General features: G+C 49.2%; 28 protein-coding genes. 10 read left to right on the plus strand and 18 right to left on the minus strand.

The features are described from left to right. Nucleotides 1-10 precede the first annotated feature (10 nt). The 4 genes from AC1DN5_RS14740 to AC1DN5_RS14755 form a co-directional block, all read right to left on the minus strand. Nucleotides 11-805 (minus strand): putative hydro-lyase, encoded by a 795-nt coding sequence (locus AC1DN5_RS14740; protein ID WP_366969975.1) that lies wholly within the window; start codon nucleotides 803-805, stop codon nucleotides 11-13. Nucleotides 806-809: 4 nt separating this feature from the next. Further along, nucleotides 810-2,024 (minus strand): NRAMP family divalent metal transporter, encoded by a 1,215-nt coding sequence (locus AC1DN5_RS14745; protein WP_198698375.1) that lies wholly within the window; start codon nucleotides 2,022-2,024, stop codon nucleotides 810-812. A 22-nt stretch (nucleotides 2,025-2,046) separates the two neighbouring features. Beyond that, entirely contained in the window at nucleotides 2,047-2,811 is a 765-nt protein-coding gene (locus tag AC1DN5_RS14750; RefSeq protein ID WP_047476256.1) for a 5-oxoprolinase subunit PxpA, read from the minus strand. 200 nt (nucleotides 2,812-3,011) lie between these two features. Next, the gene (locus tag AC1DN5_RS14755; protein ID WP_188154757.1) at nucleotides 3,012-3,761 is read right to left on the minus strand and encodes a Cof-type HAD-IIB family hydrolase; all 750 of its coding nucleotides are present in this window, start codon (nucleotides 3,759-3,761) and stop codon (nucleotides 3,012-3,014) included. A gap of 127 nt (nucleotides 3,762-3,888) precedes the next feature. On the opposite strand from AC1DN5_RS14755, the gene AC1DN5_RS14760 reads away from it, so the two are divergent. After that, entirely contained in the window at nucleotides 3,889-4,053 is a 165-nt protein-coding gene (locus AC1DN5_RS14760) for a hypothetical protein (RefSeq protein WP_003156294.1), read from the plus strand. Nucleotides 4,054-4,091: 38 nt separating this feature from the next. Here AC1DN5_RS14760 and AC1DN5_RS14765 read toward each other — a convergent pair whose 3' ends face one another. From AC1DN5_RS14765 to AC1DN5_RS14785, 5 genes are all read right to left on the minus strand, one after another. Further along, complete coding sequence (locus AC1DN5_RS14765; RefSeq protein WP_264820255.1) at nucleotides 4,092-4,487, minus strand: 3-hydroxyacyl-ACP dehydratase FabZ family protein; 396 nt, start codon at nucleotides 4,485-4,487, stop codon at nucleotides 4,092-4,094. 68 nt (nucleotides 4,488-4,555) lie between these two features. Beyond that, on the minus strand, nucleotides 4,556-5,677 hold the full coding sequence (locus AC1DN5_RS14770; RefSeq protein ID WP_366969976.1) for a mannitol-1-phosphate 5-dehydrogenase: 1,122 nt from the start codon (nucleotides 5,675-5,677) through the stop codon (nucleotides 4,556-4,558). Nucleotide 5,678: 1 nt separating this feature from the next. Beyond that, nucleotides 5,679-6,110, minus strand: a complete 432-nt coding sequence (locus AC1DN5_RS14775) for a PTS mannitol transporter subunit IIA (protein WP_012116817.1) — start codon at nucleotides 6,108-6,110, stop codon at nucleotides 5,679-5,681. A gap of 25 nt (nucleotides 6,111-6,135) precedes the next feature. Continuing rightward, the gene (locus tag AC1DN5_RS14780) at nucleotides 6,136-7,569 is read right to left on the minus strand and encodes a PTS mannitol transporter subunit IIBC (RefSeq protein ID WP_366969977.1); all 1,434 of its coding nucleotides are present in this window, start codon (nucleotides 7,567-7,569) and stop codon (nucleotides 6,136-6,138) included. 182 nt (nucleotides 7,570-7,751) lie between these two features. Further along, nucleotides 7,752-8,093, minus strand: a complete 342-nt coding sequence (locus AC1DN5_RS14785) for a hypothetical protein (protein WP_016937241.1) — start codon at nucleotides 8,091-8,093, stop codon at nucleotides 7,752-7,754. 176 nt (nucleotides 8,094-8,269) lie between these two features. Here AC1DN5_RS14785 and AC1DN5_RS14790 point away from each other — a divergent pair, with 176 nt between their 5' ends. Genes AC1DN5_RS14790 through AC1DN5_RS14800 form a run of 3 tightly spaced genes read left to right on the plus strand, consistent with a single transcriptional unit; the run spans nucleotide 8,270 to nucleotide 11,124 of the window. Next, nucleotides 8,270-8,842, plus strand: a complete 573-nt coding sequence (locus AC1DN5_RS14790) for a DeoR family transcriptional regulator (protein ID WP_049627893.1) — start codon at nucleotides 8,270-8,272, stop codon at nucleotides 8,840-8,842. Nucleotides 8,843-8,874: 32 nt separating this feature from the next. Continuing rightward, a complete protein-coding gene (locus tag AC1DN5_RS14795) occupies nucleotides 8,875-10,500 on the plus strand; it encodes a copper resistance CopC/CopD family protein (protein ID WP_064778228.1) in 1,626 nt (541 codons plus the stop codon). A 12-nt stretch (nucleotides 10,501-10,512) separates the two neighbouring features. Beyond that, entirely contained in the window at nucleotides 10,513-11,124 is a 612-nt protein-coding gene (locus AC1DN5_RS14800; RefSeq protein ID WP_045926241.1) for a YcnI family copper-binding membrane protein, read from the plus strand. Between the two features lie 45 nt (nucleotides 11,125-11,169). Here AC1DN5_RS14800 and gdh read toward each other — a convergent pair whose 3' ends face one another. From gdh to gabT, 4 genes are all read right to left on the minus strand, one after another. Next, nucleotides 11,170-11,955, minus strand: coding sequence for a glucose 1-dehydrogenase (gene gdh / locus AC1DN5_RS14805; protein WP_366969978.1), 786 nt, complete (start codon nucleotides 11,953-11,955; stop codon nucleotides 11,170-11,172). A 21-nt stretch (nucleotides 11,956-11,976) separates the two neighbouring features. Next, nucleotides 11,977-12,840 carry a RhaT/GlcU family sugar-proton symporter gene (locus tag AC1DN5_RS14810; protein ID WP_016937246.1) on the minus strand — a complete coding sequence of 288 codons (864 nt, stop codon included), beginning with the start codon at nucleotides 12,838-12,840 and terminating at the stop codon, nucleotides 11,977-11,979. A 154-nt stretch (nucleotides 12,841-12,994) separates the two neighbouring features. Then, a complete protein-coding gene (gabD, locus tag AC1DN5_RS14815; protein ID WP_045926242.1) occupies nucleotides 12,995-14,383 on the minus strand; it encodes a succinate-semialdehyde dehydrogenase in 1,389 nt (462 codons plus the stop codon). 105 nt (nucleotides 14,384-14,488) lie between these two features. Further along, entirely contained in the window at nucleotides 14,489-15,796 is a 1,308-nt protein-coding gene (gene gabT / locus AC1DN5_RS14820) for a 4-aminobutyrate--2-oxoglutarate transaminase (RefSeq protein WP_264819636.1), read from the minus strand. A gap of 108 nt (nucleotides 15,797-15,904) precedes the next feature. Between gabT and gabR the strand changes: the two genes are divergently transcribed. After that, complete coding sequence (gabR, locus tag AC1DN5_RS14825) at nucleotides 15,905-17,314, plus strand: MocR-like transcriptional regulator GabR (protein WP_366969979.1); 1,410 nt, start codon at nucleotides 15,905-15,907, stop codon at nucleotides 17,312-17,314. A gap of 25 nt (nucleotides 17,315-17,339) precedes the next feature. Here the strand turns inward: gabR and AC1DN5_RS14830 are convergent, their stop codons facing one another. Next, nucleotides 17,340-17,654, minus strand: coding sequence for an ArsR/SmtB family transcription factor (locus tag AC1DN5_RS14830; protein ID WP_003156322.1), 315 nt, complete (start codon nucleotides 17,652-17,654; stop codon nucleotides 17,340-17,342). A gap of 141 nt (nucleotides 17,655-17,795) precedes the next feature. On the opposite strand from AC1DN5_RS14830, the gene AC1DN5_RS14835 reads away from it, so the two are divergent. From AC1DN5_RS14835 to AC1DN5_RS14850, 4 genes are all read left to right on the plus strand, one after another. Then, nucleotides 17,796-18,083: a putative quinol monooxygenase gene (locus tag AC1DN5_RS14835; RefSeq protein ID WP_016937251.1), complete on the plus strand. Its 288-nt coding sequence runs from the start codon at nucleotides 17,796-17,798 to the stop codon at nucleotides 18,081-18,083. A gap of 16 nt (nucleotides 18,084-18,099) precedes the next feature. Continuing rightward, on the plus strand, nucleotides 18,100-18,846 hold the full coding sequence (locus tag AC1DN5_RS14840) for an NADPH-dependent oxidoreductase (protein ID WP_095242043.1): 747 nt from the start codon (nucleotides 18,100-18,102) through the stop codon (nucleotides 18,844-18,846). 160 nt (nucleotides 18,847-19,006) lie between these two features. Beyond that, nucleotides 19,007-19,882, plus strand: a complete 876-nt coding sequence (locus AC1DN5_RS14845) for a TetR/AcrR family transcriptional regulator (RefSeq protein ID WP_047476241.1) — start codon at nucleotides 19,007-19,009, stop codon at nucleotides 19,880-19,882. Between the two features lie 17 nt (nucleotides 19,883-19,899). Then, a complete protein-coding gene (locus tag AC1DN5_RS14850) occupies nucleotides 19,900-21,324 on the plus strand; it encodes an MDR family MFS transporter (RefSeq protein WP_047476239.1) in 1,425 nt (474 codons plus the stop codon). A gap of 41 nt (nucleotides 21,325-21,365) precedes the next feature. Here the strand turns inward: AC1DN5_RS14850 and AC1DN5_RS14855 are convergent, their stop codons facing one another. Genes AC1DN5_RS14855 through AC1DN5_RS14870 form a run of 4 tightly spaced genes read right to left on the minus strand, consistent with a single transcriptional unit; the run spans nucleotide 21,366 to nucleotide 24,974 of the window. After that, entirely contained in the window at nucleotides 21,366-22,310 is a 945-nt protein-coding gene (locus tag AC1DN5_RS14855) for a siderophore ABC transporter substrate-binding protein (RefSeq protein ID WP_366969980.1), read from the minus strand. 21 nt (nucleotides 22,311-22,331) lie between these two features. Continuing rightward, complete coding sequence (locus AC1DN5_RS14860; RefSeq protein ID WP_047476235.1) at nucleotides 22,332-23,090, minus strand: iron ABC transporter ATP-binding protein; 759 nt, start codon at nucleotides 23,088-23,090, stop codon at nucleotides 22,332-22,334. Continuing rightward, a complete protein-coding gene (locus AC1DN5_RS14865) occupies nucleotides 23,084-24,031 on the minus strand; it encodes an iron chelate uptake ABC transporter family permease subunit (protein WP_045926247.1) in 948 nt (315 codons plus the stop codon). Before AC1DN5_RS14865 ends, AC1DN5_RS14860 begins: the two co-directional genes overlap by 7 nt. Further along, the gene (locus tag AC1DN5_RS14870; RefSeq protein WP_045926248.1) at nucleotides 24,021-24,974 is read right to left on the minus strand and encodes an ABC transporter permease; all 954 of its coding nucleotides are present in this window, start codon (nucleotides 24,972-24,974) and stop codon (nucleotides 24,021-24,023) included. The genes AC1DN5_RS14865 and AC1DN5_RS14870 overlap by 11 nt, the downstream gene beginning before the upstream one ends. A 414-nt stretch (nucleotides 24,975-25,388) precedes the next feature. Between AC1DN5_RS14870 and AC1DN5_RS14875 the strand changes: the two genes are divergently transcribed. Further along, complete coding sequence (locus tag AC1DN5_RS14875; protein ID WP_366969981.1) at nucleotides 25,389-26,753, plus strand: aspartate kinase; 1,365 nt, start codon at nucleotides 25,389-25,391, stop codon at nucleotides 26,751-26,753. Nucleotides 26,754-26,803: the final 50 nt, after the last annotated feature.

Here is a 26,803-nt window from a genome sequence, read left to right on the forward strand (position 1 = left end):
TTCTTTCTGCTTACAGAACAGCAAGCGATTCGTTCCGTATATCCGTGATCAGCATGTGCCCAGGTGAATGGGTTATCACGATATCGGGCTTTGTTTCCATGATCACCGCCTGCGGTGTAACGCCGCACGCCCAGAATACGGGAACTTCGCCTTCTTTCACCGTTACGGCATCTCCGAAGTCCGGCTGATTCAGATCGCTGATGCCGATGCTTTTCGGACTCCCGATGCGGACGGGGGCGCCGTGCACGGCGGGAAAACGTGACGTGACCTGTGCCGCGCGGACTGCCAGTCTTTCCGGAATCGGCCTCATGCTGACGACCATCTTTCCTGAAAACGGGCCCGCCGGAACACAGTCAATATTTGTTTTATACATGGGAACGTTCACGCCTTCATCAATATGCCTGATTGGAATGTGCTGATTGATAAGGGCTTGCTCGAATGAAAAACTGCAGCCGATCAAAAAGCTGACAAAATCATCCTTCCAATATGGCGTGAGATCCGTTACCTCTTCAGTAAGCACGCCATGCCGATAGATTCTGTATTTCGGAAAGTCCGTCCGGATATCAGCTCCCGGCGCCGCTATTGCCGGAACGGGTGAACCCGCATCCGTCACGTCAAGCACCGGACAAGGCTTTTGATTGCGCTGGCAGAATAAGAGAAAATCAAAGGCAAGATCCTTTTGCAAAACGACGAGATTGGCTTGTGCGTAAGAAGCGGCCAATCCCGCCGTCGGCCCGGTCATCCGCCCTTTTCTGATAAGCTGCCTGACTTCTTCGGGACTCATGTCACTCATATGTTTTTTCATGTCATCAGCCCCATAGCTGCGGCATTTGCGAGAATAATGTATAGATGCCCATAATCGCCATGACAACGACTACGATTGCCCCGGCGATCGTCAGCCAGATCGGATGTTTGTAGTCGCCGACGATTTTTTTCTTATAAGCGCCTAACAAAATCATCGCTAATGCAAGCGGCAGAATTAAACCGTTAAGCGAACCGACCGCGACCAGAATTTTGGCAGGCTGGCCGATCGTGACAAAAATGAGAGTGGATACGATGATAAAAGCGATAATTACGCCGTTCGAATGCTTTTCGATTTTTGCCGAGAACGATTTGAAGAAAGACACTGACGTATATGCGGCGCCGATGACAGACGTAATAGCCGCAGACCACATGATGACACCGAAAATTTTATAGCCGACATTTCCCGCCGCAAGCTTGAACACAGAAGCTGCGGGATTATCAGGATCAATGCGCAGGCCCTTTGAGACGACGCCGAGCACGGCGAGAAACAGAGCAATCCGCATTACAGATGTAATCAATACGCCTGTGACGGAGCTTTTCGTGACTTGAGGAATGACTTCCTTCCCTTGAATGCCTGAATCAAGCAGACGGTGGCCGCCGGCAAATGTAATGTATCCGCCGACCGTGCCGCCGACAAGCGTCACGATCGCCAGCACACTGATATGATCAGGCATAAAAGTTTTCACAACGGCGTGTCCGACCGGCGGAGCCGTCGTTACGGCAACATACACCGTCAATACGATCATGACAATTCCGGCGATCTGCATAAAACGGTCCATGACTTTTCCGGCTTCCTTTATGACGAAAATCAAAACCGCAATCGCAGCGCTGATTAAAGCGCCGATCTCCGGTTTGATTCCGAATAATACTTGAAGGCCGAGACCCGCGCCGCCGATGTTTCCGATATTAAACGCAAGTCCGCCGAGCACCACCAGAAAAGCAATGGCATAACCGGCGCCCGGAAGTACCATATTTGCAATCTCTTGGCCGCGCTTTCCGGAAACCGCGATAATCCGCCATACATTGGTTTGCGCGAAAATGTCCAAAATAATAGAGATTAAAATGATAAAGCCGAAGCTTGCCGCCAATGTATTGGTAAACGTGGCCGTCTGCGTCAGAAAGCCGGGCCCGATTGATGATGTCGCCATCAGAAATGTCGCGCCTAAAAGCAGCGACCATTTGCCGGAAGCCTTTCCGGCTGTGTTTTTCTTTTGCTCCATGCTGTCTTCCTCCCTCTGCTGCTCAGTCTTTTGAAAGCGCACTGATTTGAATGTCCGCCGCTTTTAATTCGTTTCTGATCGTTTTTGCGAATGTCAGCGCGTGGGCGCCGTCTCCGTGAATGCAGACGGTGTCCGCTTTCAGGCTTACGGCTTGTCCTTTACGTGATGTCACCGTGTTGTCTTTCACCATTTGAATCACTTGCCCGACCGCTTTTTTGTCATCCTGAATCAGCGCATCCGGCTGTGAACGCGGCGTCAGCGTGCCGTCTTCCTGATAGGTGCGGTCTGCAAACACTTCGCTTGCCGTCTGCAGGCCGATTCGATCTCCCGCTTTAATCAGCTCGCTTCCGGCTAGCCCGAAAAGAATGAGTCCGGGATCAAAATGAGAGACCGCCTGAGCGATGGCCTCTGACAGGCCGCGGTTGACGGCGGCCATATTATATAAAGCGCCGTGCGGCTTTACATGCTGCATCGCGACACCTTCTGCTTTTAAAAAACCTGACAGCGCGCCGATTTGGTACAGTGTCAGATCATACGCTTCCTCGGGCGTAATCGCGATCTGCCGCCGCCCGAATCCTTGAAGATCGAACAGCCCGGGATGAGCGCCGATTTTCACGCCCTTTTCCGCCGCAAGCGCAACCGTTTTGCGCATCACGCTGGGATCACCCGCATGAAAGCCGCAGGCGATGTTTGCAGATGTCACATAATCCAAAATCTCTTCATCCATCCCGATCTTATATGCACCGAAACTTTCTCCTAAATCACAATTGATGTCAATCTGAAACATAAGCTCCCTCCTGTATTGTAAACGTTTTATATGATTATCATTCCGCTATTCGGAACGACTATTCCGAATTGTTGGATTTCACTCAATTATATCAATTCTGACACGTTTGAACATCCCTTTGTCAGAAAACCTACCATGGACCTAGTCACTAATGTGACAAACAAAAAAGAGAGCCTCATCCAGAGACTCTCTTTTTTCTATTATAATACCCAGTGGCGGATCGCTTTGGCGACTCCGTTTTCCGTGTTGACATCAGTCACCCAGTCAGCGGTTTCTTTTACGATATCCTGCGCATTTCCCATGGCGACGCCGACACCCGCTTTTTCAATCATCGCAATGTCATTCAGACTGTCACCCATAGCCATCACATTTTTCATCGTAAAGCCGAGTTTTTCCGATACCTTCGCCAGCGCCGCCGCTTTATTGATGCCGAGGGCATTGACTTCGATATTGATCGGGCTTGAGTTTGTGACTTCGAGCTCCTTGTTTTCTTTCAGCTCTTTCAGCACCTCATTCCGCACATCGTCATCCTCGATTTCAAATCCGAACTTGAGCCACTGGTGATCCGTAATCGTTTCCGGGAATTCCCCTCTCCACACTTTATCGACAGTAGAGGCCCAGAAATTCGTATTGTGCTTATTTCTCAGATCCCATAATTTTTGAATATGATCGGTATGAAGAAGCTTGCGCTCAACCAGCTCAAAGTTGGAATCCCAGATTTCGCTGCCGTTTGCCGTAATTAAAAAGGATGACAGCTCGAGAGACTCAGCCAGTTCGCGGCATGTCATCAGCGTGCGTCCGGTGCTGATGACGACGTGAACTCCTTTCGCCTCCGCTTCCTTGATCGCCCGCCGGTTTTCCTCCGGGATGAGCTGCTCGTCATTGAGCAGGGTTCCGTCCATATCGATCGCGATCAGTTTAATATCTGCGTCTTCTCTTTGTATCGGCATATATGTACCTCACTTTTTATAATGTAGTCGTCTCTATTTTAATACATATGACCCACAGGAACAAAAAACCGCTCCTGACGTTTGGCGGGGAGAACGTTGAGGAAAAGAAATATTGAGGTGATGGAGGATGAAAGAAAGAAAACAGAAAAACAAACCGAATGAAAATCCTGAACATCATGATTTAACCGATCCGATTCCGCTGGAAGAGCTGAAGGAAAACGCCAATGATGAAAAACACAAACACGACCAAAGAGACAATTCACAGAGTGAAAGAGATTATGATACAAAATAACAGACTTGTCCGAAAGCCGCCGCTGGAGGCGGCTTTTTTTACGATGGTGCGATAAATATGCTGATCTCAGCGTCCGCTACCGGATTCCCGGCAACGGACGCTTTCGCCCGGCCGAATACAAACCCGCGCCTCGTTCGCGTGACTTCAAACAGCAGATCCAGACGGTCTCCCGGCAAAGCGGCGCCTAATCTTTCCGCTTTCTTCACCGCGGATAAAAGACCGAGGCTGTCACCGCCGGTAATTCCCGCGCAAGCCGCCGTTTGGGCCATCGCTTCAATGACGAGTGAAAACGGCATCTCTCTTTGTGATTCGGTTATAAACCAGTCATTTTCACTGATGTTTTTGTAAGCGGCCGCCCATTTTCCGGCTTCGCTGTTTGTCGTGCCGTCAATCAAAAGAAACGGAAAACGGTGGGGTAGGAGCTTTTGAGTCATCATACAGCCTCCCTTCCCCAACATTATAACAGAAGAAAAAAATCCGCGTCCCCCGACGCGGATTCATCTTATTGATTGAGTTTTTTGAGCACGATGCCGTGCAGCGGCTCATGCGGCTGAATACCGCAAATGTCTTGCAGAACACCGCTCGTTCCTTTTTCCGCGATAAGCTTCTGCAGCTCAACCGCTTCCGGATCATCCTGATAGTCAAAGCGCAGGGCGGCGGCGATGCCTTCTGCCAGCGCGTTCGGTTCTTTTATTTTTTTGGCCGGCCCTACTAATCTATCATTCGCTCCGAGTTTTCTGAGCGGTGATCTGGCGACTCTTGTCACATCATCCGTGATGTATTCATTTTCAAAACGGCCGATGATTTTCTTCATGTACTGCTCGTGTTCGGCTTGCTTAAAGCCGTACGCTTTCACCAAGTACTCGCCCGTTTCTGAAAGTGCATCGTACACGACACGCCGGATTCCAGGATGGTCGATGGCCTCTTTGACGGTTTTTAATCCGCGCTGATAGCCGACGTACGCCGTAACGGCATGGCCGGTATTGACAGTAAACAGCTTTCTCTCGATGAAAGGCGTAAGATCATCCGTAAATATCGCACCTTTAAGTGCCGGCTGACCGCCGGCAAAGCCGGTTCTGTCTATGACCCATTCAAAAAACGGCTCTACGGATACTTTCAGCGGGTCTTCATGGTGCTGAATCGGCACGATCCGATCCACCGCAGAATCAGGGAAGCCGACCGTCCGGTTCACGAGTTCGCGCTCCGCTTCCGTCAAATGTCCGAAAACTTCTTTTTTCAGAAAACGGCTGCCGCCGATCATATTTTCACAGGCAATGATATTGAGAGGCTCAGAGGACGTTCTGCGCTTCAGCCCTTCCGCGATGGACGGGGCGATGAGTCTGAGAACGTTCGGGCCCACTGCCGTCGTAATGATCGCCGCGTCATTGATCAGCCTGTACAGCTCTTGTTCTTGCACCGCGCTGTTGATGGCTGAAACGGGGCCGATAATTTCTGTCTGCCGGCCGCCGTCGGCAAGCTCCACGGTATATTCCTTCTTATCATTGAGAAAGCCGACCATCGTTTCATTCACATCTGCAAAAACAACCTCATAGCCGGAATGATGGAGCAAAGCGCCGATAAAGCCCCGCCCGATGTTTCCCGCTCCGAAATGAAGAGCAATCATGTCAGTTCACCTCGCTGAAAATCGCGGCCAGTTCTTCTTCCGTCTTTGCACTGATCAGCCGCTCGATGTTTTCTTCCTCTGAGCAGATGATGGCGATGTTTGACAGAATGTCTAAGTGTTCATTGTTTTTTCCGGCAATACCGAAAACGACCTTTGCCGTATTGCCTTCACCGTATTCCACCCCGTCCGGAATCTGGATGACGGAAATGCCTGAATGAAGCACCTCATCCTTCGCATCTTCCGTGCCGTGCGGGATCGCAATGAAATTCCCCATGAACGTGGATGATGTTTCTTCACGTTCGAACATTTTTTCCACGTAGCCGTTCTTCACGTAACCGTTATCAATCAACGTCTGTCCCGCCAGGCGGATGGCATCCTCTTTTGAATTCACTGTCTGGTTCAGTTTGATGTTCGCTTTAGCCAATACTTCCATGATGAAAATCCCTCTTTCTGTTTGATTAGTTTTTAAGCTTTTCAATCAGTTCATCGTATTTCGGGCTGTTCAAGAAATTATCAACCGAAATGTGCACCGCCTGCGGCAGCTTCGCTTTCGCACGGTCAGTCAGGTCCTTATGCGTAATGACTATATCCGCGTCATTCGGAAGATTATTGATCGACGTATTTGTCACATCAATGTCAAGTTCTGCTTTTTTCACTTTGTTTCTTAAAATGGAGGCGCCCATTGCGCTCGATCCCATTCCTGCATCACATGCGAAGATAATGCGGCTGACTTTGTCAGCGGAAATATCAGCGGCACTGTTTTCCGGCTCTTCCTCTTTGTCCGCCAATGCGGCCGCCGCTTCGCTTTTCCTGCCTTTCATTTCCTGCATTTTTTCCGCAGCGGCTGTCAGATCTTCTTCTCCCGCTTTAGACGATTTCAGAATAAACGCCGAGACGATAAACGATACGGCCGCGGCAACGATGACGCCCGCCAGCACGCCGAGATAGCTTCCCTTCGGTGTCAGCGCCAAAATGGCGATGATGCTGCCCGGAGATGATGCCGCGACAAGACCCGCGTTAAAAAGCGAGAATGTGAGCAGCCCGCTCGCTCCCCCGGCGATCGCCGCGAGGATCAGCATCGGTTTCATTAAAATGTAAGGGAAATAGATTTCATGAATCCCCCCGAAGAAATGAATGATCGCCGCTCCCGGAGCCGTCGATCTTGAAGAACCTTTCCCAAAGAACATGTATGCCAGTAAAATACCGAGTCCCGGCCCGGGGTTCGCTTCCACTAAGAACAGAATGGATTTACCCGCTTTTGCTGCCTGCTCGATTCCGATCGGGCTTAAAATGCCGTGGTTGATCGCGTTATTCAGGAACAGGACTTTCGCAGGTTCTACGAAAACGCTTGCAATCGGCAGCAAATTCGCGTGGACAATGACTTCCACACCCGCCGCCAGCAGTTTGTTAAGAGACAGGACGACCGGGCCGATCGCATAAAACGCGATAATCGTCAGCACCGCGCCGATAATTCCCGCCGTGAAGTTGTTGATCAGCATTTCAAAACCCTGTCTGACTTTATCTTTAAACACACGGTCTAATTGTTTAATGAGATAACCGCCCAAAGGCCCCATAATCATTGCCCCTAAGAACATCGGTATGTCCGCCCCGACAATGACTCCGATGGCGGCTGTCGCTCCGACGACTCCCCCGCGGTGATCGTAAATCATTTTTCCGCCCGTATATGCGATTAAAAGCGGCAGAAGATACGTAATCATCGGGCTTACCAATGTATTCAGCTGCGGATTCGGAAACCATCCCGCAGGAATAAACAGCGCGGTGATAATTCCCCATGCGATAAATGCGCCGATATTCGGCATGATCATACCGCTTAAATAACTGCCGAACCGCTGTATCTTTACTTTCATGCCAGCTTGCTGTTCTTGCTTCATATCATTTCCCTCCCTGTTTGCCTGCCTTAAGATGAAAATAAATAAGACACCGGGTTTTCTTTCGCCCCTGTGCCTTCATCATAAAACGCTTACAATCCTCATTCAATGAAAAGTAAAGAGGAGTTTGGCACAGAGACTGTGACAAATCCTTAACTAAAAAAAGACACCTCATCAAAGGTGTCTTACCGCTTCCTGTATATAATATGTCCTTTTGTAACGACGAGTTTGGCAATGATCCGCTCACTGACAATAAACACCGGATACGCACATACGAGCGCAAAAATGGCGGCCGGCACATACCGCGCGGCCGGAAACATCGGCATGACGGCGGTTCTGGCCATCTGCACAAGATAAATCAAAAGCACGGTTATCGCAATGGCTACAGCCATAATCGGAGCTGATACTTTATATTCACGCAATTTCACATGGCAATGTCCGCACTGAAACTGGCACGGGATCATGGATGATCTGACCATGTCGCCTGTAATCGGCTTGCCGCAGTTCGGGCAGGTCGTTTCTTTCATATTTATTCCTCCATTCAACTCTTCTATTATAACAGAGTCTGTCTCCGCGTTTTACATTTGTGATTGTTCAACATATTTTCACACATTTTATCATCAGGCTCTTGTGCATATTTGTGAAAACATCTACTCTTAAAAGGAGGTTCATCACTCATTCGCATAAAAAGGAGGATGCAGAATTGCTTCCGATTAACAGACAGCAAACCTTGCTTGAATGGCTGAAAGAGGAGGGCGCGCTGAAAATCTCTGACATAAGCGAGAGATTCGGCGTCTCCGAGATGACCGTGTACAGAGACGTCAATCAGCTGGCGGATGCAAACCGGATTATCCGGACACCCGGCGGCATTACGCTCCCGCCCGCTTCAGAAAAAAGCGCCAATCAATGCGGCTATTGCCTGCGGCCGATTCAGCATTCATATTCTGTCCAGCTCATTACTGTTTCACAAGCCGTTGAGCAGATGTGCTGCATTCATTGCGCGATTTTGCGGTATGAGGATAAAAAGGAAGAAGTGTCTCATGTCATTTGTAAGGATTTTCTTCTCCAGACGACGCTGACGGCCGCTTCTGCTTACTTTTTAGTCCATGCCGATATTGACCTTCACTGCTGCCGGCCTCAGGCGATTCCCTTCTCAACGCGTGATTACGCAGATCGGTTTCAAAAAGGCTTCGGCGGGGTCATTTGCACCTTTGACGAGGCGGCGGACATCATCTTACACGACAGGCAGAAGGGATGCACCTGCAGCAAGACATAACAACAACCAACCGGAAGGCGGTGTCACAAGCCATGAGACAGAACAAACGCTGGCTCATCTTTTTGCTGTTCCTTGTTTTGATTCCGAAAACAAGCTTCGCCCACGCCTACATCACAAACTCAAATCCGGGTGAGAACAGCGAATTAAAACAAGCGCCGAAGCAGATTGAAATTAAGTTTAATGAACAGGTTGAAGAAGGCTTCCACTCCATTAAGGTCTATAATTCATCCGGTGAACGGGTCGATGCCGGCAAAACGGTGATTCAAAAAAGTGATGCCCGCATCATGACCGCAGCCTTGAAAAAAAATCTGCCGCATGATATTTACAGAGCGGAATGGAACGCGGTGTCGGCCGACGGTCACCCGGTATCCGGCGTCATTCCTTTCAGTATCGGGAAAGCCGGCGGTGAACTTCAGGAGCAAACATCATCGCAAGCGGCGCTTCATCCCGAAGCGGCCATCGACCGCGGTATTTTGTATACCGCTCTCTCCCTGTTTATCGGCACGGCGTTTTTTCATCTGTTTTGGTACAGAAAAAACGATTCATCAAAAGCAAAACGAACTGTAAAGCTGCTCGTGATTTCCTTATGTTTAACGGGGCTTGCGCTTGTCTGCCAGCTCCCGATTCAGACGAAAGAAAACGCGGGCGGCGCTTGGAGTTCCGCGTTTCAGCCGGACTATGTAAAAGAAACGCTTCTGAAAACGGCAGGCGGGTATGTCTGGATGATCCAGATCAGCCTATTTATCCTGCTTGCCCTGTCCATGATCCCGCTGCTGAAGAAGAAAGCTTTCCGCTCATTTGCGTACTGGACGGCGCCGCTGCTGTTCTTTTTCGCTTCGCTTCTGGCAAAAGCATTCGCCGGACATGCAGCGGTTATTGACGAAAAAGCGGTCGGCATCACGATGGATTTTCTCCATTTATCAGCCGCGTCTGTATGGACCGGCGGTATAGCCGCGCTTGTGCTCCTTCTTTCATCAGAGTGGAGAAAAACAGATAAAACCGCCGCATGGGAAACGGTCAGACGCTTTTCTCCTTGGGCGTTCACCTCTGTCGGCGTGCTTTTATTTTCAGGTGTTCTGAACGGATTTTTCATTATCCGTTCGTTTGATTCACTCTTTCACACCGCTTACGGCAAGACGCTCCTTTTGAAAATCGGGCTGTTTGTCATCATGCTTGCGCTCGGCGCCATTCACGTATGGATGACGAAGTTCCGCAGAAAAAGGAGCATCAGCGCAACGATAAAGGCCGAATGGGCAATCGGCATTGCGGTATTATTTACAACCGCCGTCTTCACAAGCCTGCCCAGCCCGCCGCCGCCCGCGCCATTGCCTTTTAACGGCTCAGAAATGATCGGAAACGGGGAAACCCTGTCCTTGCATATTACGCCGAACCAGCCGGGTAAAAATGAATTTCAAGTCATTGTCACCGATCATAACGGCGGCTTGGTGAAAGACATTCAGCAATTTACGGTGACGGTTTATCAGACGGGCTTCAGCGGCAAACAGCATGAAAGCACCTTTGATTTGAAAAAGACGAAGGAAGGCACATTCGAAGCCGCCAACCTGTCCATCACCGAAAAGGGAAACTGGAAGATCAAAGTCCACGGACTGACAAGCGATTTCAATGAAATCAACCAAGTATTCTCAACGACTAACTAAGGAGTGTATCTCATGTTGAAAAAAAAGGCTTTCGTATTCATATTTGCCGTGACCCTGTCACTCACCGGTTTTACCGCTGCAGCAAGCGCCCACGTCTCCGTCAAACCCGCGGAATCCGCGGCGGGTTCTTGGGAAACGTACACAATGAAAGTGCCTGTGGAAAAAAATGAGCCGACAACGAAAGTCGTGCTGAAAATGCCCGCTGGCGTTGAATTCCAGCAGTATCAGCCGATTCCGGGCTGGAAAACGTCTGTAGCAAAGCATGATGACAAGGCGGTCTCCGTCACTTGGGAAGCAAAGGACGGCGGCATTCAGCCCGGCCAATTCCAGCAGTTCACATTCGTTGCGAAAAACCCTGAAAAGACCGCGGATGCGGCTTGGGACGCCTACCAATACTACAAAGACGGCAGCATTGTAGAATGGACGGGTGATGAGAACGCCGACACGCCTCACTCGATTACGAAAATCACAAAAGCGGCGAACGTGACGGATGCGCACGGAGCTGAACAGTCAAATGAAGAAAGCAAATCCGGTGTATCTGCGCTTGATATTGCGGCCATCGTTCTGTCAGCTGCGGCGATTATCCTTTCTATCGCAGCGCTTGTAAAGAAAAAACGTGCGTAAGCAAAAAGCGATCCGGCTCTAAAGAGCCTGAGATCGCTTTTTTTCTTATCCGCGGCCTGCCTGGAATGACGGATATTTGGTCATTCCGCCGTCAGCAAACAGTGTAATGCCGGTCACGTAGCTCGATTCCTTTGAAGCGAGCCAGACGGCGACGGCCGCGATTTCTTCCGGCTCACCGATATATCCCATCGGAATCATGCTTTCCACATCTTTTTTCTGGACGGGATCCGCGAATTTTTCCGCATTGATCGGCGTATTGATCGCGCCCGGCCCGATATTGTTAACACGGATGCGCTTCGGCGCGTACTCAAGCGCCAGCGTTTCCGTCATCAATTTAATGCCGCCTTTACTTGCCGCGTAGTGGACAAACAGAGGCCACGGAATCTTTTCATGCACGCTCGACATGTTAATGACGTTTCCTTGAATATCATTTTCTACGTAATATTTAATGGCTTCGCGGCTTCCCAGAAAAGCGCCGGTCAGATTGGTATTGATGACTTTGTTCCAGTCTTTTAACGGCATTTCATGCGACTGAACCGGGTTTTCCATGCCGGCGTTATTGATCATGATATCCAATGTGCCGAATTCTTTCACCGCGGTCTGGACGATGTTTTTCACATCTTCTTCTTTTGTGACGTCACCTTGAATGATGACTGCTTCACCGCCCGCTTTTTGAACCTCTTCTTTTACGGTTTGGGCCTCTTTTTCATTACTGTAGTAGTTAATGACGACTTTCGCCTGCTCCTGTCCGAAGCGGAGCGCCATCGCTTTTCCTAATCCTGATGATGCTCCCGTAATGGCTACGACTTTTCCTTTTAAATCCGTGTACATGTTCAAACCTCCTGCATGTTGTTATGAATTTGATTTTGCAATGCCTAAGAATATTGCGGCCACGATGATCAGGATAATCCCGATGGCAATGGCGACCAGCTGGCGCTTCGTTTTGCTCTCACGGAGGATGAAGATTCCGCCGAGCGTGCTGATGACGATTCCCATTTGAGACAGGGAAAAACTTGTCGCAACACCGACGCGCGGCTGTGAGATGAACAGAAACATATTCCCGAGCGCCCAGATGATTCCCGGCAGAATGTTCTTGAGGGCGTACTTATTAAACGGTTTATGCTTGTACGTCAGGAGCAGTCCGCCGATAACCATCCCGATCGCCTGCGGCAGAAGCGCTGACCAGCCGGATACGCCGAACAGCCGGGCCACGACGACATAGACCAAATAACCGAGCGTAGAGATCAGCAGGATGACAATGCCTTTTTTTAAGTTTCCCGGTTCTCCGTCCGCCCGCCCTTTTTTATCTTCTAAAGATGTGAGCACTATACCGACGATGATTAAAATAAGGGCGAGAATACCCAGCGTAATCGCGATGGGGGTTGACCATTCTTTGAATACGATCACCCCGAACAAAGAAGTCGAGACGAGCTGCATTCCCGTTGATATCGGCATCGTTTTTGAAACGCCCATCAGCTGGATGCTTTTTAGCTGATTGCTTTGGCCGAGCGACCAAAACAGCCCCGATATGATGCCGACAATAAAAATGCGCCCTGACAGCACCGGATGGACAAACAGATACAGCACAAACGAAACGATGAGCGCCCCGATTGTGGTACCAAGCGTCTGGCTGTAAGGCCCGCCGCCTAATTTGACGTTAAATAACACGATGCTCCCCCAAAACAAAGCCGGGAGAAGAGCCAGTAATATATCCATGATGGCGACCTTCTTTCAATCGTATTTGCTGTTATTTTGTCTGGAATTGAACCGATTATTCTCAAATCACAACAAAAAAGCCTGCCGGCGATTTTACCGGCAGGCTGCCCCAAAAAAAAGCCCCGCTCAGAAGCAGGGGCTCTTTTTTTGGCTATTAAAGTCCGATTGACATGTATTTGGTTTCCAGATACGGCTCAATGCCTTCCGTACCGCCTTCACGGCCGATGCCGCTTTCTTTCATTCCGCCGAACGGCGCTTGAACCGCTGACGGGCCGCCGTCATTCCAGCCGATGATGCCGTATTCAAGCTGTTCAGAAATATAGATGCCGCGGCGGTAGTTTTCTGTAAAGAAATAAGCCGCAAGCCCGAACGGCGTATCGTTCGCAAGCTTGATCGCTTCATCGATATCTGAGAACGTAACGATCGGCGCAACCGGGCCGAAAGTTTCTTCATGCATGATGTTCATGGATGTATCTACGTTTGACAGCACGGTCGGCGTCACGAAATAGCATCCTTTTTCATCGTTTTGGTCATATGTTCCGCCTGTCAGCACTTCTGCGCCTTTTTCCACGGCATCATTAATTTGAGCGACGATTTTATCGAACCCTTTTTTGTTGATGACAGGACCGACGTTTACGCCTTTTTCAAGACCGTTTCCGACTTTGAGTTTCGCAGCTTCTTCACTCAGTTTTTTCGCAAATTCGTCTTTCACGGATTCGTGTACGATCAGACGGTTCGCACAGACGCAGGTTTGGCCGGCATTTCTGAATTTAGAGGCCATTGTTTGGGCTACCGCCAGATCAAGATCAGCGTCTTCATCTACGATCAGCGGCGCATGTCCGCCAAGCTCCATTGACATATGTTTCACGGTATCGGCGCTGTTTTTCATCAGGATTTTGCCGACAGGCGTTGAGCCGGTAAAGGTAATTTTGCGGATTTTCGGGCTGCTGGTAAAAACGTTTCCGATTTCGGCTCCGTCACCGATCACCACTTGCAGCACGTCCTTCGGAATTCCCGCTTCATATGCGAGACGCGCAAGGGCGTAAGCGGAAAGCGGCGTATCCTCCGCGGGTTTGATGATGAACGTACAGCCTGCGGCCAAAGCGGGCGCGGCTTTTCTTGTAATCATCGCATTCGGGAAATTCCACGGCGTGATCGCGGCTACCGGGCCGACCGCCTGGCGGGTGACGACGATCCGTTTGCCCGTTGTCGGCGCAGGTACGGTTCTGCCGTAAATCCGTTTTGCTTCCTCGGCAAACCATTCAATATAGCCGGCGCCATATAAAACTTCTCCGACCGCTTCTTCATACGGTTTACCGTTTTCCTTCGTAATTAATTCCGCCAGTTCTTCTTTATTTTCAACAATCAGCTCATACCATTTTCTCAAAAGTGAGGCACGTTCTCCCGCTGATGTTTTGGACCATGATTGAAACGCTTGATGTGAACGTTCAATCGCTTTTTCAACTTCTTCGGCCGTCTGCTGGGGGATGCTTTCGATCGCCTCTCCCGTTGCCGGGTTGTACACTGTTAATTGTTCTGGCATATTGAACATTCCTTTCTCTGCTATAGTAAAGCCATTGAATGCTTGTTGATATATCTCACACTTTCATGATAGCAGACCCATCCGCCGGCATACCAATAATTGAACTCACAGCGCTGCTTCGATAATGGAAAGGCCTTCTTTGAGCTGTTCATCCGTCACGACAAGCGGCGTCAGAAATCGGATAATATTGCCGTTAATTCCCGCCGTCAGCAGCAGCAGTCCGTTCTCGTTCGCCGTTTTAGCGATCGCCGCGGCTTTTGCTTTGTCCGGTTCACGGGTGGCCTCGTCTTTGACAATTTCGATGGCCGCCATCGCGCCGAGTCTGCGCACTTCTCCGATACACGCATGCTCTTTTTTCCATTCAAGCGCTTGATGCTCAATGATGCGGCCGATCTCTTCAGAACGCTGATTAAGTCCTTCTTCTTCAATAATATCCAGGACGGCAAGCGCAGCCGCACAGCCGAGAGGGCTTCCCGCATATGTGCCTCCTAGTTCCCCCGGCGCTGCGGCATCAAGCATTTCCGCCCGGCCGATGACGCCGCTCAGCGGCAATCCGGCCGCAAGTGATTTGGACACGGTGATCAAATCAGGGACGGCCCCGAAATGCTCGATTGCAAAATACGTTCCCGTTCTCGCAAATCCGGTCTGAATCTCATCTGCCACGAAAACGATGCCGTGTTTTTTACAAAAAGCGGCGACGTGCTGCACGAAACGTTTTGAAGGAATGATAAAGCCGCCTTCTCCCTGAACCGGTTCCATTACGACACAAGCGACCGTTTCCGGCGCAACTGCAGCGATAAAGAAATCATCAAAAGCGCTGATGATAAAGTCGTCATACTGCTCGTCAGTCATGCCGGCCGGCTTTTGATAATAGTAAGGAAACGGCGCCTGATACACTTCCGGGGCAAACGGGCCGAATCCGTATTTATAAGGTTTCACCTTGCTTGTCATGCTCATCGTCATGTTCGTACGGCCGTGAAACCCTCTTGTAAATGACACGACAGCCTGGCGCTTCGTATATTTTCTGGCGATTTTCACGGCGTTTTCCACCGCTTCCGCTCCAGAGTTGAGAAAAATCGCTTTTTTCGCATGATCTCCCGGCGCAAGGGCGCAAAGTTTTTCGGCAAGCTCAATATAAGACGGATACATCATGACGTTAAATCCCGGGTGAATCAGATCCTCCGCCTGTTTCTTCACCGCCTCCACCACTTTCGGATGGGAATGGCCGACATTCAGCGTTCCGATCGCGCCGGCAAAATCAATGAATCGTCTGCCGTCCAAATCGTATAAAAGCGCCCCTTCCCCTTTTACCGCCATGCTGCGGTTTCCGTTGCCGACCCCTTTGGAAACGAATTGATCCCGTTTTTGCTGCCACTGGGCAGTTGTCACTTCCGTTGATGCTGTTTGACTCATAGATTTCATCCCCCTGCATTGTTTTCTTATCATTCTGACTTCTTTTTGGTATGATGAAAAGTACCAAAATTAATTTATCTATGGTACCAGAAAGGGGGGATGGACTTTATGCTGACAATTTCCATTGATCATTCGGAAACGGCGGATTATATATACCAGCAGATCTATCAGCACATAAAAGCGGCCGTTTTGAAGCGCAGCCTGATGCCCCACACAAAGGTGCCGTCTAAACGGGAGCTTGCCGAGACACTGAAGGTCAGCGTGAATTCAGTGAATTCGGCTTATCAGCAGCTGCTTTCGGAAGGTTATTTATATGCAGTCGAAAGAAAAGGTTTTTTCGTGGAGGAAATTGATACGGTTTATCATGAAGAAACGCCTTCACTCTCATTGCCTGAAGATTTAAAAGAGCGGGAGACGGATAAAAGCGGCTGGATTTCATTTTCACATATGAGCGTGGATACGGCGCATTTCCCCCTGAAAAGCTGGTTCCGCTGTGAGCATAAAGCAGCCGCCCGTTCATTTCATACACTCGGAGAACTCGTCCACCCGCAAGGCTTATATGAAGTCCGCGAAACAATTTCGAGGCTTATTTCTCTGACAAGGGGCGTTACATGCCGTCCGGAACAAATCGTGCTCGGGGCGGGCACGCAAATGCTGATGCAGCTGCTGACGGAACTGCTGCCAAAAGACGCGCTGTACGCGATGGAGAACCCGGGATATATGAGGATGTACCGGCTGCTGCAAAACCTCGGGAAAAAGACGGCCACGATCAGCCTCGATGAAAAAGGCATGTCCATGGCCGAAATCGAAAAGCGCCGGCCCAGTGTATTGATCACTACGCCGTCCCATCAATTTCCCTCAGGCGTAATCATGCCCGCTTCCCGGCGGATTCAGCTTTTAAACTGGGCCGCCGAACAGAACGGCCGCTTCATTATTGAGGATGACTATGACAGTGAATTTAAATATGACGCCGACACGATCCCTGCGCTTCAAAGCCTTGACCGGTTTCAAAATGTCATCTACATGGGGACCTTTTCAAAGTCCCTTTTCCCCGGCCTGCGCATCAGCTACATGGTTCTGCCGCCCGGGCTTTTGCGGACGTTTAAAGAGAGAACGTATGACCTTAATACGTGCAGCACGCTTGCCCAGCTGGCGCTTAAAGAATTTATCGATTCAGGTGAATATCAGAAACATATAAAAAAGATGAAGCAGCATTATAAGAACATGCGGGAGCGCCTTATTTCGGCTTTGGACGAAACCTTCGGGGAAAGAATCAATGTAAAGGGCGCCAATGCCGGGCTTCATTTTGTCACGGAGTTTGACTGCGCCCGTTCAGAAAAAGAAATGTTGGCGCGGGCGGATGCAGAACAGCTCGATCTGTTTGCGATGAGCCGGTTCCGCCTGAAAACGGGAGGCGATTCAAATAAGCCGCAGCTCATTCTCGGCTTCGCCCGCCTGAAGGAGAGCGATATTCAAGAAGGCGTCGCAAGGCTTTACCGGACGGTTTTCGGCGCATAAAAAAACCCCGGAATTCGGGGACTATTTACCAGCGGTCCGGCTCTGTCTGCAAAATCGCCTCCAGCAAGCCGGGAAACGCCGCTTGTAAATCATCTTTGCGCAGGGAATAATAACGGTGCTTCCCGTCTATGCGCACTTGGGCGATCCCCGCTTCCCGGAGCACTTTAAAGTGATGGGACAGCGTTGATTTGGCGACCCGGACATCCGCACATGTGCCGCACGTTTTTTCAGTTGTTTCCGCCAATTGTTTGACCAGCTCTAAGCGGAGCGGATCACTCAGAGCATGAAGAACCTTTGTCAGCTGTAAGCGGTCGGTTTCAGGATGATTTGGAATGTTCATGAGTCAAATGTAACACATAAAAGCGGCGGGTGACAATTTAGGCGGTGAGGGTTTTTTCTTTACCATTCACTGCGAAACATGTTACAGTTAGTTCGATAATATTCGAACTATAACAAATAAACCCAATCAGGAGGAATACCAATGATCGTCTTACAGGCTTACATGAAAGTAAAAGCGGATAAACGCGAGGAATTTTTAGGAGAAGCGCAATCACTTGTTCAGCATTCACGTGCGGAAGAAGGAAATGTGCAATACGATCTTTTCGAAAAAATCGGTGAAGAAAATACGTTCGTCATGCTTGAACAATGGAAAGATGAAGAAGCGATGAAATCCCACAACGCCACTGACCATTTCCAAGGATTCGTGGCAAAAGCAAAAGAAGTGCTGAGTGCGCCGCTTGACGTCGTCCGCACAGAACTGTCAGAGTAACGAAAGGATGAATGACATGAACGAAGTCCTTCAAATATTAACAGACCACCGTTCCATCCGCAGCTACACAGATGAACCCGTATCGGATGAGCAGCTGGATCTTATCATCCAAGCAACTCAGGCAGCGCCGACTTCCATTAACGGCCAGCAATTTACCGTTATTGCGGTGAAAGATAAGGAGCGGAAGAAAAAAATATCCGAATTGGCCGGCGGCCAGCCGTGGATTGACCAAGCGCCTGTTTTCCTTTTATTCTGCGCTGATTTTAACCGCGCCAAAATTGCGCTTGAAGAATACAATGATACGCCGCTTGAGATCACGAACGGTTTAGAGTCCGTTCTTGTCGGCGCAGTAGACGTCGGGATTGCGCTCGGTACGGCAACAGCCGCGGCTGAATCAATGGGACTCGGCACTGTGCCGATCGGAGCCGTGCGCGGCAAGCCGGATGAACTCATTGAAATGCTGAAACTCCCGAAATACGTTTTCCCGGTTTCCGGTCTCGTCATCGGCCATCCGGCAGACCGCTCCGCGAAAAAACCGCGTCTGCCGCAAGCAGCCGTTCTGCATCATGAAACGTATCAAGAGGAAGATTTAAGAACACATATCGAAGCCTATGACAAGCAGATGTCCGAATACATGAAAAACCGCACAGGCGGACAGGAAACAAGAAACTGGTCACAAGGCATCACTTCCTACTATAAGCAGGTTTATTATCCTCACATTCGTGAAATGCTTGAAAAACAAGGATTTAAGACGGATAAATAAACGTATCAGCCTGCCGGAACACTCCGGCAGGTTTTTTCTATTTCTCAAACAAAAGCGTTGACACTGCGCAAAAATTTTTGTTAATATTTTCATCATATACTCATTGGTTTTCTGTGAACCGATGGGTTTTCTATTGTGACGAAAGAAGGAATCTGGGCTTATGAATGATAAGAAAACGGATATTCTGCTGGCGGCAAGAAAGCTTTTTTCGGGGAAAAGCTTTTCGTCGGTATCGATGCAGGCGATTGCTGAGGAGTGCAAAGTCTCCAAAGCATCTTTATATAAGCTGTTTGAATCGAAGGAAGACCTGCTTCTGGAGCTGCTCGATTTTAACCAGAAACAGATGGTAGCGGCCGCTTCACTATTGAATGAAGAAACAAGCCTGTCTCCTGAGGAACGGTTTGCCAAAAAACTGATGGCTGAGCTTGAAGGCTTCAGGCGCAATCAGCAGTTTTTTAATATGCTGATGTACGGAAGCCCTTCCTCTATTAATGACCGGGTAAAACGGCATATTCACAGGGCCCGTTCCACTTTTATCTGCTGGCATCGCGATTCACTGATTCAGACGTACGGCGAAGACATCATTCCTTATGTATGGGAGCTGGTGATTGTCCTGCAGGGGCTCCTGAGAGAATGCATCACGCTGATTAAGCTGGAAAAAGAACCGCTCGACCTGGAACCTCTCACGGAGTTTATCATCCGCCATCTCAATCTCATCGTCGAAAACAGGAAAACCGAAACCGCTTTGCCGCAGGAGATGATTGACCTTTATATCGCCTCCGCTTCCTCATTTAAGCCGAAAGACAAAACCGTATTGTTGGCTGAAAGCCTGAAGGAGCTGAAAGAAGCCGTCTCAGCCCTTCCTGAGGAGAAATATGATGCCGCGGGTTTCGCTTCCGCGGCGGCCATGCTGGAGAAAGAATCAGCGGACAAACAGCCGCGGGATTTTCTCATAAAAGCGCTCATCGGTTATTTGGAACAGGCCGGACCGCTGCACCAGCCGCTTGCAGCCGTTAAAACATTGCTCAAACTATAAAGAAAGAAGGAATCAGCTTGAATAAGAGTATTAAAACTGCACCATACAACCGCTCTGTCATTGTCGGGATTCTTTTGGCGGGAGCGTTCGTCGCCATTTTGAACCAGACGCTGCTTATTACGGCGCTGCCGCACATCATGAATGACTTCAATATAGACGCCAACAAAGCGCAATGGCTGACAACATCGTTTATGCTGACGAACGGGATTTTAATCCCGATTACAGCGTTTTTAATAGAGAAATTTACGAGCCGCACCCTCTTGATTACCGCCATGAGTATTTTCACGGCCGGAACCATTGTCGGTGCATTCGCTCCGAACTTTCCGGTACTGTTAACGGCCCGGATTATCCAGGCGGCCGGCGCCGGAATCATGCTGCCGCTCATGCAGACGGTATTTCTCACGATTTTCCCGATTGAAAAGCGCGGCCGCGCAATGGGTATGGTCGGCTTGGTGATCTCGTTCGCGCCGGCAATCGGCCCGACGCTTTCCGGATGGGCGGTCGAAGCATTCTCTTGGCGCTCTTTGTTTTATATCATCTTTCCGATCGCGGTCATCGATTTGCTTTTAGCGATTATTCTGATGAAAAACGTCACGACATTACGAGAAACACAGATTGATATTTTATCCGTGATCTTATCGACCCTCGGATTCGGCGGCCTGCTTTACGGCTTCTCAAGCGCCGGTTCATCAGGGTGGACCAGTACTGAAGTGCTGACCTCGCTGCTTGTCGGAGCGGTCGCGCTGATTTTCTTTATCGCAAGACAGATGAAGCTCAAAAAACCGATGCTGGAATTCCGCGTGTTTTCTTTCGGGATTTTCAGCCTGACCACCCTGCTCGGCACGCTTGTTTTCGCGCTGCTGATCGGAACGGAAACCATTCTCCCGCTCTACACGCAGAAGGTCCGGGGCGTATCCGCGTTTGATACCGGATTAATGCTTTTGCCGGGCGCGGTTGTGATGGGGATGATGTCTCCGTTTATCGGCCGGATTTTTGACAAAATCGGCGGAAAGGGTCTTGCGATGACCGGATTCTTTATCATCCTGCTCACGTCCCTGCCGTTTATGAATCTGACGGACTCGACTTCTCTCATTTGGATTGTCGTCGTTTATACCGCGCGGCTTTTGGGAACAGCCATGATTATGATGCCAGTGACGACAGCGGGAATCAACGCCCTGCCGCGCCACTTAATTCCGCACGGAACAGCCATGAACAATACCGTCCGCCAAATCGGCGGTTCTATCGGTACGGCGCTGCTTGTTTCCATTATGAGCAGCCAGGCTGCGCACGCAAATACGTCAGCTCCGGCAAACGCCGCTCTGCACGGCATGAATGCGGCATTTGTCGTGGCCGCCTGCATCGCGCTGGCCGGCTTCCTGCTATCTTTCACTTTGAAGAAAAAACCGCGTCAGCCTGAGCAGCAGCAGGCCGTCACGCGTTAAACCAAAAAGAACCCGATCACGTATGTGACCGGGTTCTTTTTTTACTTCTCGATTCCGCCTTTTACTTCTTTCACCATTTGCGCCATGGATTCCAGGCCGCCTCCTGATAAATACCATGTAGCTGAGTCAAGGTAGACAACATGGTTGTTTTTCACGGCTTTCACCGATTTTACATAATCATTTTCAACCACTTGTTTTGTTGAAGATTTTGTGCCGATCGCTGTTCCGCGATCAACGACAAACATGTAATCAGGGTTTGTTTTGGCGATATATTCATAGGAAATGCTTTGTCCGTGCAGTGATGCTTCGATGTTTTTGTCAGCCGGTTTAACGCCGAACACATCATGAATGAAGCCGTATCTTGATTTAGATCCGAACGCGCTGATTTTGCCGTCGTTCGCCATCACCACTAAACCGTTTTTATCCGTGCTGCTTGTCTTTTTCTTCAGATCGGCAATGGACTTGTCAATTTTCGCAAGCTTATCTTTCACTTCATTTTCTTTGTTAAAGATTTTGCCGATCACTTCGGTGTTGTGTTTGAATCTGTCAACGTAGTTTGTATAGTCATCATCAAGATAAATCGTCGGCGCGATTTTTGAGAACTCTTTATAAGAATCAGATTGTCTGTGGGCGATAATGATTAAATCCGGATCAATATCCGCGACTTTTTCAAAATCCGGTTCTTTTAAACCGCCTGTATTGGCGTATTTATCACTATTGTATGAAGATAAGTATTTTGGAAGGTTTTGTTTCGGAAGTCCCGCGACATGGTCCTGTAAACCGAGTTCATCCATCGTGTCCAGCATTCCGAAGTTGAATACGACGACTTTTTTCGGGTTCTTCGGCACTTTGACTCCTTCTTTGTTCATGTCGTCCTTAATCGTGATCATTTCTTTTGATTTGCCGGATGTTTTGTCCCCGTTTCCGCATGCAGAAACAACAAAAATCGTAACTAGCGCAATGAATAGCAATGCGAATTTTTTCATGTCTCTCACCTCATCTGGTTTTTAAGAAAAATACACACCGATCCGCTGACTGTCAATCTCTTGAATCGGGATGGTCATATCATAAATGTCTTCAAGCACGGAAGTGTCAATAATCTCCTCCGCCGGCCCTTCTTTGACGATCCGGCCGTTTTTCAGAGCAACGATATGGTCTGAGTATACGGAAGCGAAGTTGATATCGTGAATCACTACGACGACCGTTTTTCCGAAGTCTTCCACAAGCCGCTTCAACAGCTTCATCATTTCAACGGAATGCTTCATATCTAAATTGTTCAGCGGCTCATCGAGAAAAATATAATCCGTATCCTGAGCGATAATCATCGCGATAAACGCCCTCTGGCACTGTCCTCCGCTGAGCTGATCGAGATATTTATCCTTTAAGTCATCAAGCTTCATATAACTGAGGGCCTGGTTGATGTGCACCCAATCCTCATCCGTCAGCTTCCCCTGGGAATACGGAAATCTGCCGAAGCTGACCAGGTCTTTAATCGTCAGCCTGATATTGATTTGGTTCGTCTGTTTCAGGATGCTGATTTTTTTCGCCAGATCATTGCTTTTGCAGGAACCGATCTCTTGCCCGTCAACCGTGATTTCTCCGGAATCCGTCTTAATCAGCCGGCTCATGATAGACAGCAGCGTGCTTTTTCCCGCGCCGTTCGGACCGATAAACGAGGTCAGCCTGCCCTTTTGAATGGAAAGAGACGTTTTCTCAAGGACGACTTTCCCGCCGTATTGTTTGCTTACATTTTTGACCTCTACCATGATTTATTCTCCTTTAACAGCAGATAGATAAAATAAATCCCGCCGGCAAAATTAATGATGACGCTCAGCGTCGTGGAAAACGTGAACACTTTTTCCACGACGAACTGGCCTCCGACAAGCGCAATGATGCTGATCAGAACAGACCCCGCGATTAAATACGTGTGCCTGAAGGTTTTTAAAAACTCCCTCGCCAGATTGACGACAAGCAGCCCTAAAAACATAATCGGCCCGACAAGAGCCGTAGAGACAGACACAAGAACAGCGACAACAATGAGCATCTGCTTCACAAGCTTATCGTAATCAATCCCAAGGTTGACGGCGTGTTCCCTGCCAAGCGACAGCACGTCAAAAAACCGTGTGAACCGCCAGACATAAATGCCTGTCAGAAGAAAGACGGCACCGGCAAATCCTAAAAGATCGGTGTTGATATTGTTAAAGCTGGCAAACATTTTGTCCTGAACAACCTGAAACTCATTCGGATCAATCAGCATCTGCATAAAGGATGACAGACTGTTGAACAGCGTGCCGAACACGACGCCGACAAGCAGAAGGAAAAACACGTTCCGCCCCTCGCCTTTAAACATGAGCTGATACAAAACGAGTGACAAGAGCACCATCAGCCCGACGGAGATGACGAAATTAAGGTTTTTGTTCATCATGACGATATTCATTGAACCGAACAGGAACACGATGACGGTCTGAATGAGCATATACAGGGAATCGAGGCCTAGAATGCCCGGTGTCAGTATGCGGTTATTTGTAATCGTCTGGAAGATGACCGTTGAAAATGCGATCGCTCCCCCGGTGAGCATCATGGCAAGCACTTTGAAGCACCGTCTCGGCAGGGAGTATTCCCAGTTGCCCAGCCCGTAGAACAAAAAGAATCCGATACATATCATGGCGAGCGCCGCCAGCAGCGTAATTTTTTTATTATGACTCATATGCTTTTCTCCTTAGCAGCATATACAGGAAGATGCCGCTGCCGATAACACCGACCATCAGGCCGATGGAAATTTCGTAAGGGAAGATGATCACCCTTCCCAAAATGTCGCAAAACAGCACAAAAACAGCGCCCAAGAGAGCTGTGTGGGGCAGGCTGCTCCTCAGGTTGTCCCCTTTGTAGATCGACACGATATTGGGAATGATCAAACCGAGAAACGGCAGCATCCCGACGGTCAGAATCACAAGTGACGCGATGAGCGACACGATAATCAGACCGATATTGACGACGCGTTTGTATTTCATGCCGAGATTGACGGAAAAGCTCTCTCCCATTCCCGCCACCGTAAATTTATCCGCATAGACATAAGCGATGATCACCAGCGGGATACTCAGATATAAAAGCTCGTACCGGCCTTTGACGACCAATGAGAAATCCCCCTGCAGCCAGGACGACAGGTTTTGGATCAGATCGTATTTATACGCGATAAACGTGGCGACTGAACTGACGATATTCCCAAGCATTAAACCGACAAGAGGAATAAAAATCGCATCATTGAACTTGATTCTCTCGAGGATTTTCATGAACAGGAAATTTCCCGCCAATGCGAAAATAAAAGCGATAGACATTTTCACAAGCGGACTCGCTGACGTAAAAAGCATTAATGAAATCAAAATCCCGAGCCTTGCCCAGTCCATCGTTCCCGCAGTCGTCGGCGATACAAATTTATTCCGGCTGATCTGCTGCATGATTAATCCGCAGATGCTCAGGCTCATGCCGGCAATGATAATGCTCACCAAACGCGGCAGCCGGCTGTCAAATAATGTACTTGCCTGTTCTTTATTTAAATGAAAAATATCCAGCGGCGACAAGTCTTCTACACCGATAAAAATAGAAGTACACGCCAATACCGCCAGTAGCAAAAGTAAGTAACGTAGCTTCATGCTGCCTCCCCGCACCCATCACAAACGGTATGACTCATTGCCAAACAACTCCCATATATCCCCACTCGTAATGATTATCATTATCAACGACAATTATAATCTTATCATCTTTCCAAGCGCAGTCAATACGGTTTTGCTTTTAAAAGCGGTCATCCGCGGGCCGTACACTAAATTCTTTTACAATCAGTCTATCAAGAATTTTCAGGATTTACTATAACCTTCATTTGGCTGCTTATCATTTTTTGCACAGGATGACACACTTTAAGGAAGCAAATCTGACAAACAGCGATGAAATTCCTCTCCGAGAATACAAATGTTCTTACCACATAGAAAAAACCCTTGATTTACCTCTTTGAAAGAGAGATAATAAAAATTAAATTTGTGAGAAAATTTAAATATTAGGGGATGTAAATCATGAAAGTTGTAAAATTCGGAGGCAGCTCCCTTGCGTCAGGAGCCCAGCTTGAGAAAGTGTTTCAAATCGTGACGGCCGATCCCGCGCGGAAAGCCGTCGTTGTATCGGCGCCGGGAAAACGCTTCTCGGACGATACAAAGGTGACGGATCTGTTAATCCGGTGTGCGGAGCATTATTTGCAAAAAGGAGCGGCGCCCGAGCTTGCCGAAGCGGTCATTGAGCGGTACGCCGCCATCGCGCGCGAGCTGGATCTCGATCCCTCTATTATAGAAAGAATCCGCCGTGACTTATTCGCTCTCTTAAACAGCAGCAAAGCCAATCCCGATCAGTATATGGATGCGGTGAAAGCGAGCGGCGAGGACAATAACGCGAAGCTGATCGCGGCCTACTTCCGCAGGCAGGGCGTGAAAGCCGAGTACGTAAGCCCGAAAGAAGCGGGGCTGTTTGTGACGAATGAACCCGGCAGCGCTCAGGTGCTCCCTGAGTCTTATGATCATTTGTACCGTCTGAGAAACCGTGAAGGCTTGATCATTTTTCCTGGTTTTTTCGGCTATACGAAGGAGCATGAGATTGTGACGTTTTCCCGGAGCGGTTCAGATATTACCGGCTCCATTCTCGCCAACGGCTTAAAGGCCGACCTGTACGAAAACTTTACCGATGTGGACGCCGTCTATTCCGTCAACCCGTCGATCGTGCAGCACCCGAAAGAAATTAACGAACTGACGTATCGGGAAATGCGTGAGCTCTCCTATGCCGGGTTTTCCGTTTTTCATGATGAAGCGCTGATTCCCGCTTTTCGGGCCGGCATCCCCGTTCAGATTAAAAACACGAATAATCCTGATGCGAAAGGAACGCGCGTCGTCAGCAGCCGTGACAATACGAACGGGCCTGTCATCGGCATCGCAAGCGACACGGGCTTTTGCAGCATCTACATAAGCAAATATTTAATGAACCGGGAAATCGGCTTCGGCCGCAAAGCCCTTCACATTTTGGAGGAAGAAGGATTGACGTATGAGCACGTTCCATCTGGGATTGACGATATCACAATCATCCTTCGGCACAATCAGATGGACTTAGAACTGGAAGAGAAGCTCGTCACCCGTCTGAAGCAGGAACTTCAAGCAGATGAAGTCACCGTCAGGCACAATCTGGCGCTGATTATGGTAGTGGGCGAAGCGATGCGCCAAAATGTCGGCACAACCGCCAGGGCATCCAAAGCACTGTCGGGAGCCGGCGTCAACATCGAGATGATCAATCAGGGATCATCGGAAGTCAGCATGATGTTCGGGGTGAAAGAGGAGCAGGAAAAACACGCGGTGCGGGCACTGTATGACGAATTTTTCGCCGGGGTCTTACTCTCATAGGGCACAGCCTCTTTTTTTCTCTTGTCCACTACTATCCCTTACAAAACAGC

It is taken from the genome of Bacillus sp. 01N42_2 (assembly GCF_056399565.1).

Excerpts from the sequence above, each read along its gene's own strand:
- gdh (WP_366969978.1), bottom strand. The coding sequence starts at position 11,955 with ATGTACACGGATTTAAAAGGAAAAGTCGTAGCCATTACGGGAGCATCA.
- AC1DN5_RS14840 (WP_095242043.1), top strand. The coding sequence starts at position 18,100 with ATGAACGAAGTCCTTCAAATATTAACAGACCACCGTTCCATCCGCAGC.
- AC1DN5_RS14745 (WP_198698375.1), bottom strand. The coding sequence starts at position 2,024 with ATGGAGCAAAAGAAAAACACAGCCGGAAAGGCTTCCGGCAAATGGTCG.
- gabR (WP_366969979.1), top strand. The coding sequence starts at position 15,905 with ATGCTGACAATTTCCATTGATCATTCGGAAACGGCGGATTATATATAC.
- AC1DN5_RS14875 (WP_366969981.1), top strand. The coding sequence starts at position 25,389 with ATGAAAGTTGTAAAATTCGGAGGCAGCTCCCTTGCGTCAGGAGCCCAG.
- AC1DN5_RS14785 (WP_016937241.1), bottom strand. The coding sequence starts at position 8,093 with ATGAAAGAAACGACCTGCCCGAACTGCGGCAAGCCGATTACAGGCGAC.
- AC1DN5_RS14740 (WP_366969975.1), bottom strand. The coding sequence starts at position 805 with ATGAAAAAACATATGAGTGACATGAGTCCCGAAGAAGTCAGGCAGCTT.
- AC1DN5_RS14770 (WP_366969976.1), bottom strand. The coding sequence starts at position 5,677 with ATGATTGCTCTTCATTTCGGAGCGGGAAACATCGGGCGGGGCTTTATC.
- AC1DN5_RS14780 (WP_366969977.1), bottom strand. The coding sequence starts at position 7,569 with ATGAAGCAAGAACAGCAAGCTGGCATGAAAGTAAAGATACAGCGGTTC.
- gabT (WP_264819636.1), bottom strand. The coding sequence starts at position 15,796 with ATGAGTCAAACAGCATCAACGGAAGTGACAACTGCCCAGTGGCAGCAA.
- AC1DN5_RS14835 (WP_016937251.1), top strand. The coding sequence starts at position 17,796 with ATGATCGTCTTACAGGCTTACATGAAAGTAAAAGCGGATAAACGCGAG.
- AC1DN5_RS14760 (WP_003156294.1), top strand. The coding sequence starts at position 3,889 with ATGAAAGAAAGAAAACAGAAAAACAAACCGAATGAAAATCCTGAACAT.
- AC1DN5_RS14860 (WP_047476235.1), bottom strand. The coding sequence starts at position 23,090 with ATGGTAGAGGTCAAAAATGTAAGCAAACAATACGGCGGGAAAGTCGTC.
- AC1DN5_RS14750 (WP_047476256.1), bottom strand. The coding sequence starts at position 2,811 with ATGTTTCAGATTGACATCAATTGTGATTTAGGAGAAAGTTTCGGTGCA.
- AC1DN5_RS14870 (WP_045926248.1), bottom strand. The coding sequence starts at position 24,974 with ATGAAGCTACGTTACTTACTTTTGCTACTGGCGGTATTGGCGTGTACT.
- gabD (WP_045926242.1), bottom strand. The coding sequence starts at position 14,383 with ATGCCAGAACAATTAACAGTGTACAACCCGGCAACGGGAGAGGCGATC.
- AC1DN5_RS14865 (WP_045926247.1), bottom strand. The coding sequence starts at position 24,031 with ATGAGTCATAATAAAAAAATTACGCTGCTGGCGGCGCTCGCCATGATA.
- AC1DN5_RS14795 (WP_064778228.1), top strand. The coding sequence starts at position 8,875 with ATGAGACAGAACAAACGCTGGCTCATCTTTTTGCTGTTCCTTGTTTTG.
- AC1DN5_RS14810 (WP_016937246.1), bottom strand. The coding sequence starts at position 12,840 with ATGGATATATTACTGGCTCTTCTCCCGGCTTTGTTTTGGGGGAGCATC.
- AC1DN5_RS14765 (WP_264820255.1), bottom strand. The coding sequence starts at position 4,487 with ATGACTCAAAAGCTCCTACCCCACCGTTTTCCGTTTCTTTTGATTGAC.
- AC1DN5_RS14800 (WP_045926241.1), top strand. The coding sequence starts at position 10,513 with ATGTTGAAAAAAAAGGCTTTCGTATTCATATTTGCCGTGACCCTGTCA.
- AC1DN5_RS14845 (WP_047476241.1), top strand. The coding sequence starts at position 19,007 with ATGAATGATAAGAAAACGGATATTCTGCTGGCGGCAAGAAAGCTTTTT.
- AC1DN5_RS14855 (WP_366969980.1), bottom strand. The coding sequence starts at position 22,310 with ATGAAAAAATTCGCATTGCTATTCATTGCGCTAGTTACGATTTTTGTT.
- AC1DN5_RS14755 (WP_188154757.1), bottom strand. The coding sequence starts at position 3,761 with ATGCCGATACAAAGAGAAGACGCAGATATTAAACTGATCGCGATCGAT.
- AC1DN5_RS14830 (WP_003156322.1), bottom strand. The coding sequence starts at position 17,654 with ATGAACATTCCAAATCATCCTGAAACCGACCGCTTACAGCTGACAAAG.
- AC1DN5_RS14775 (WP_012116817.1), bottom strand. The coding sequence starts at position 6,110 with ATGGAAGTATTGGCTAAAGCGAACATCAAACTGAACCAGACAGTGAAT.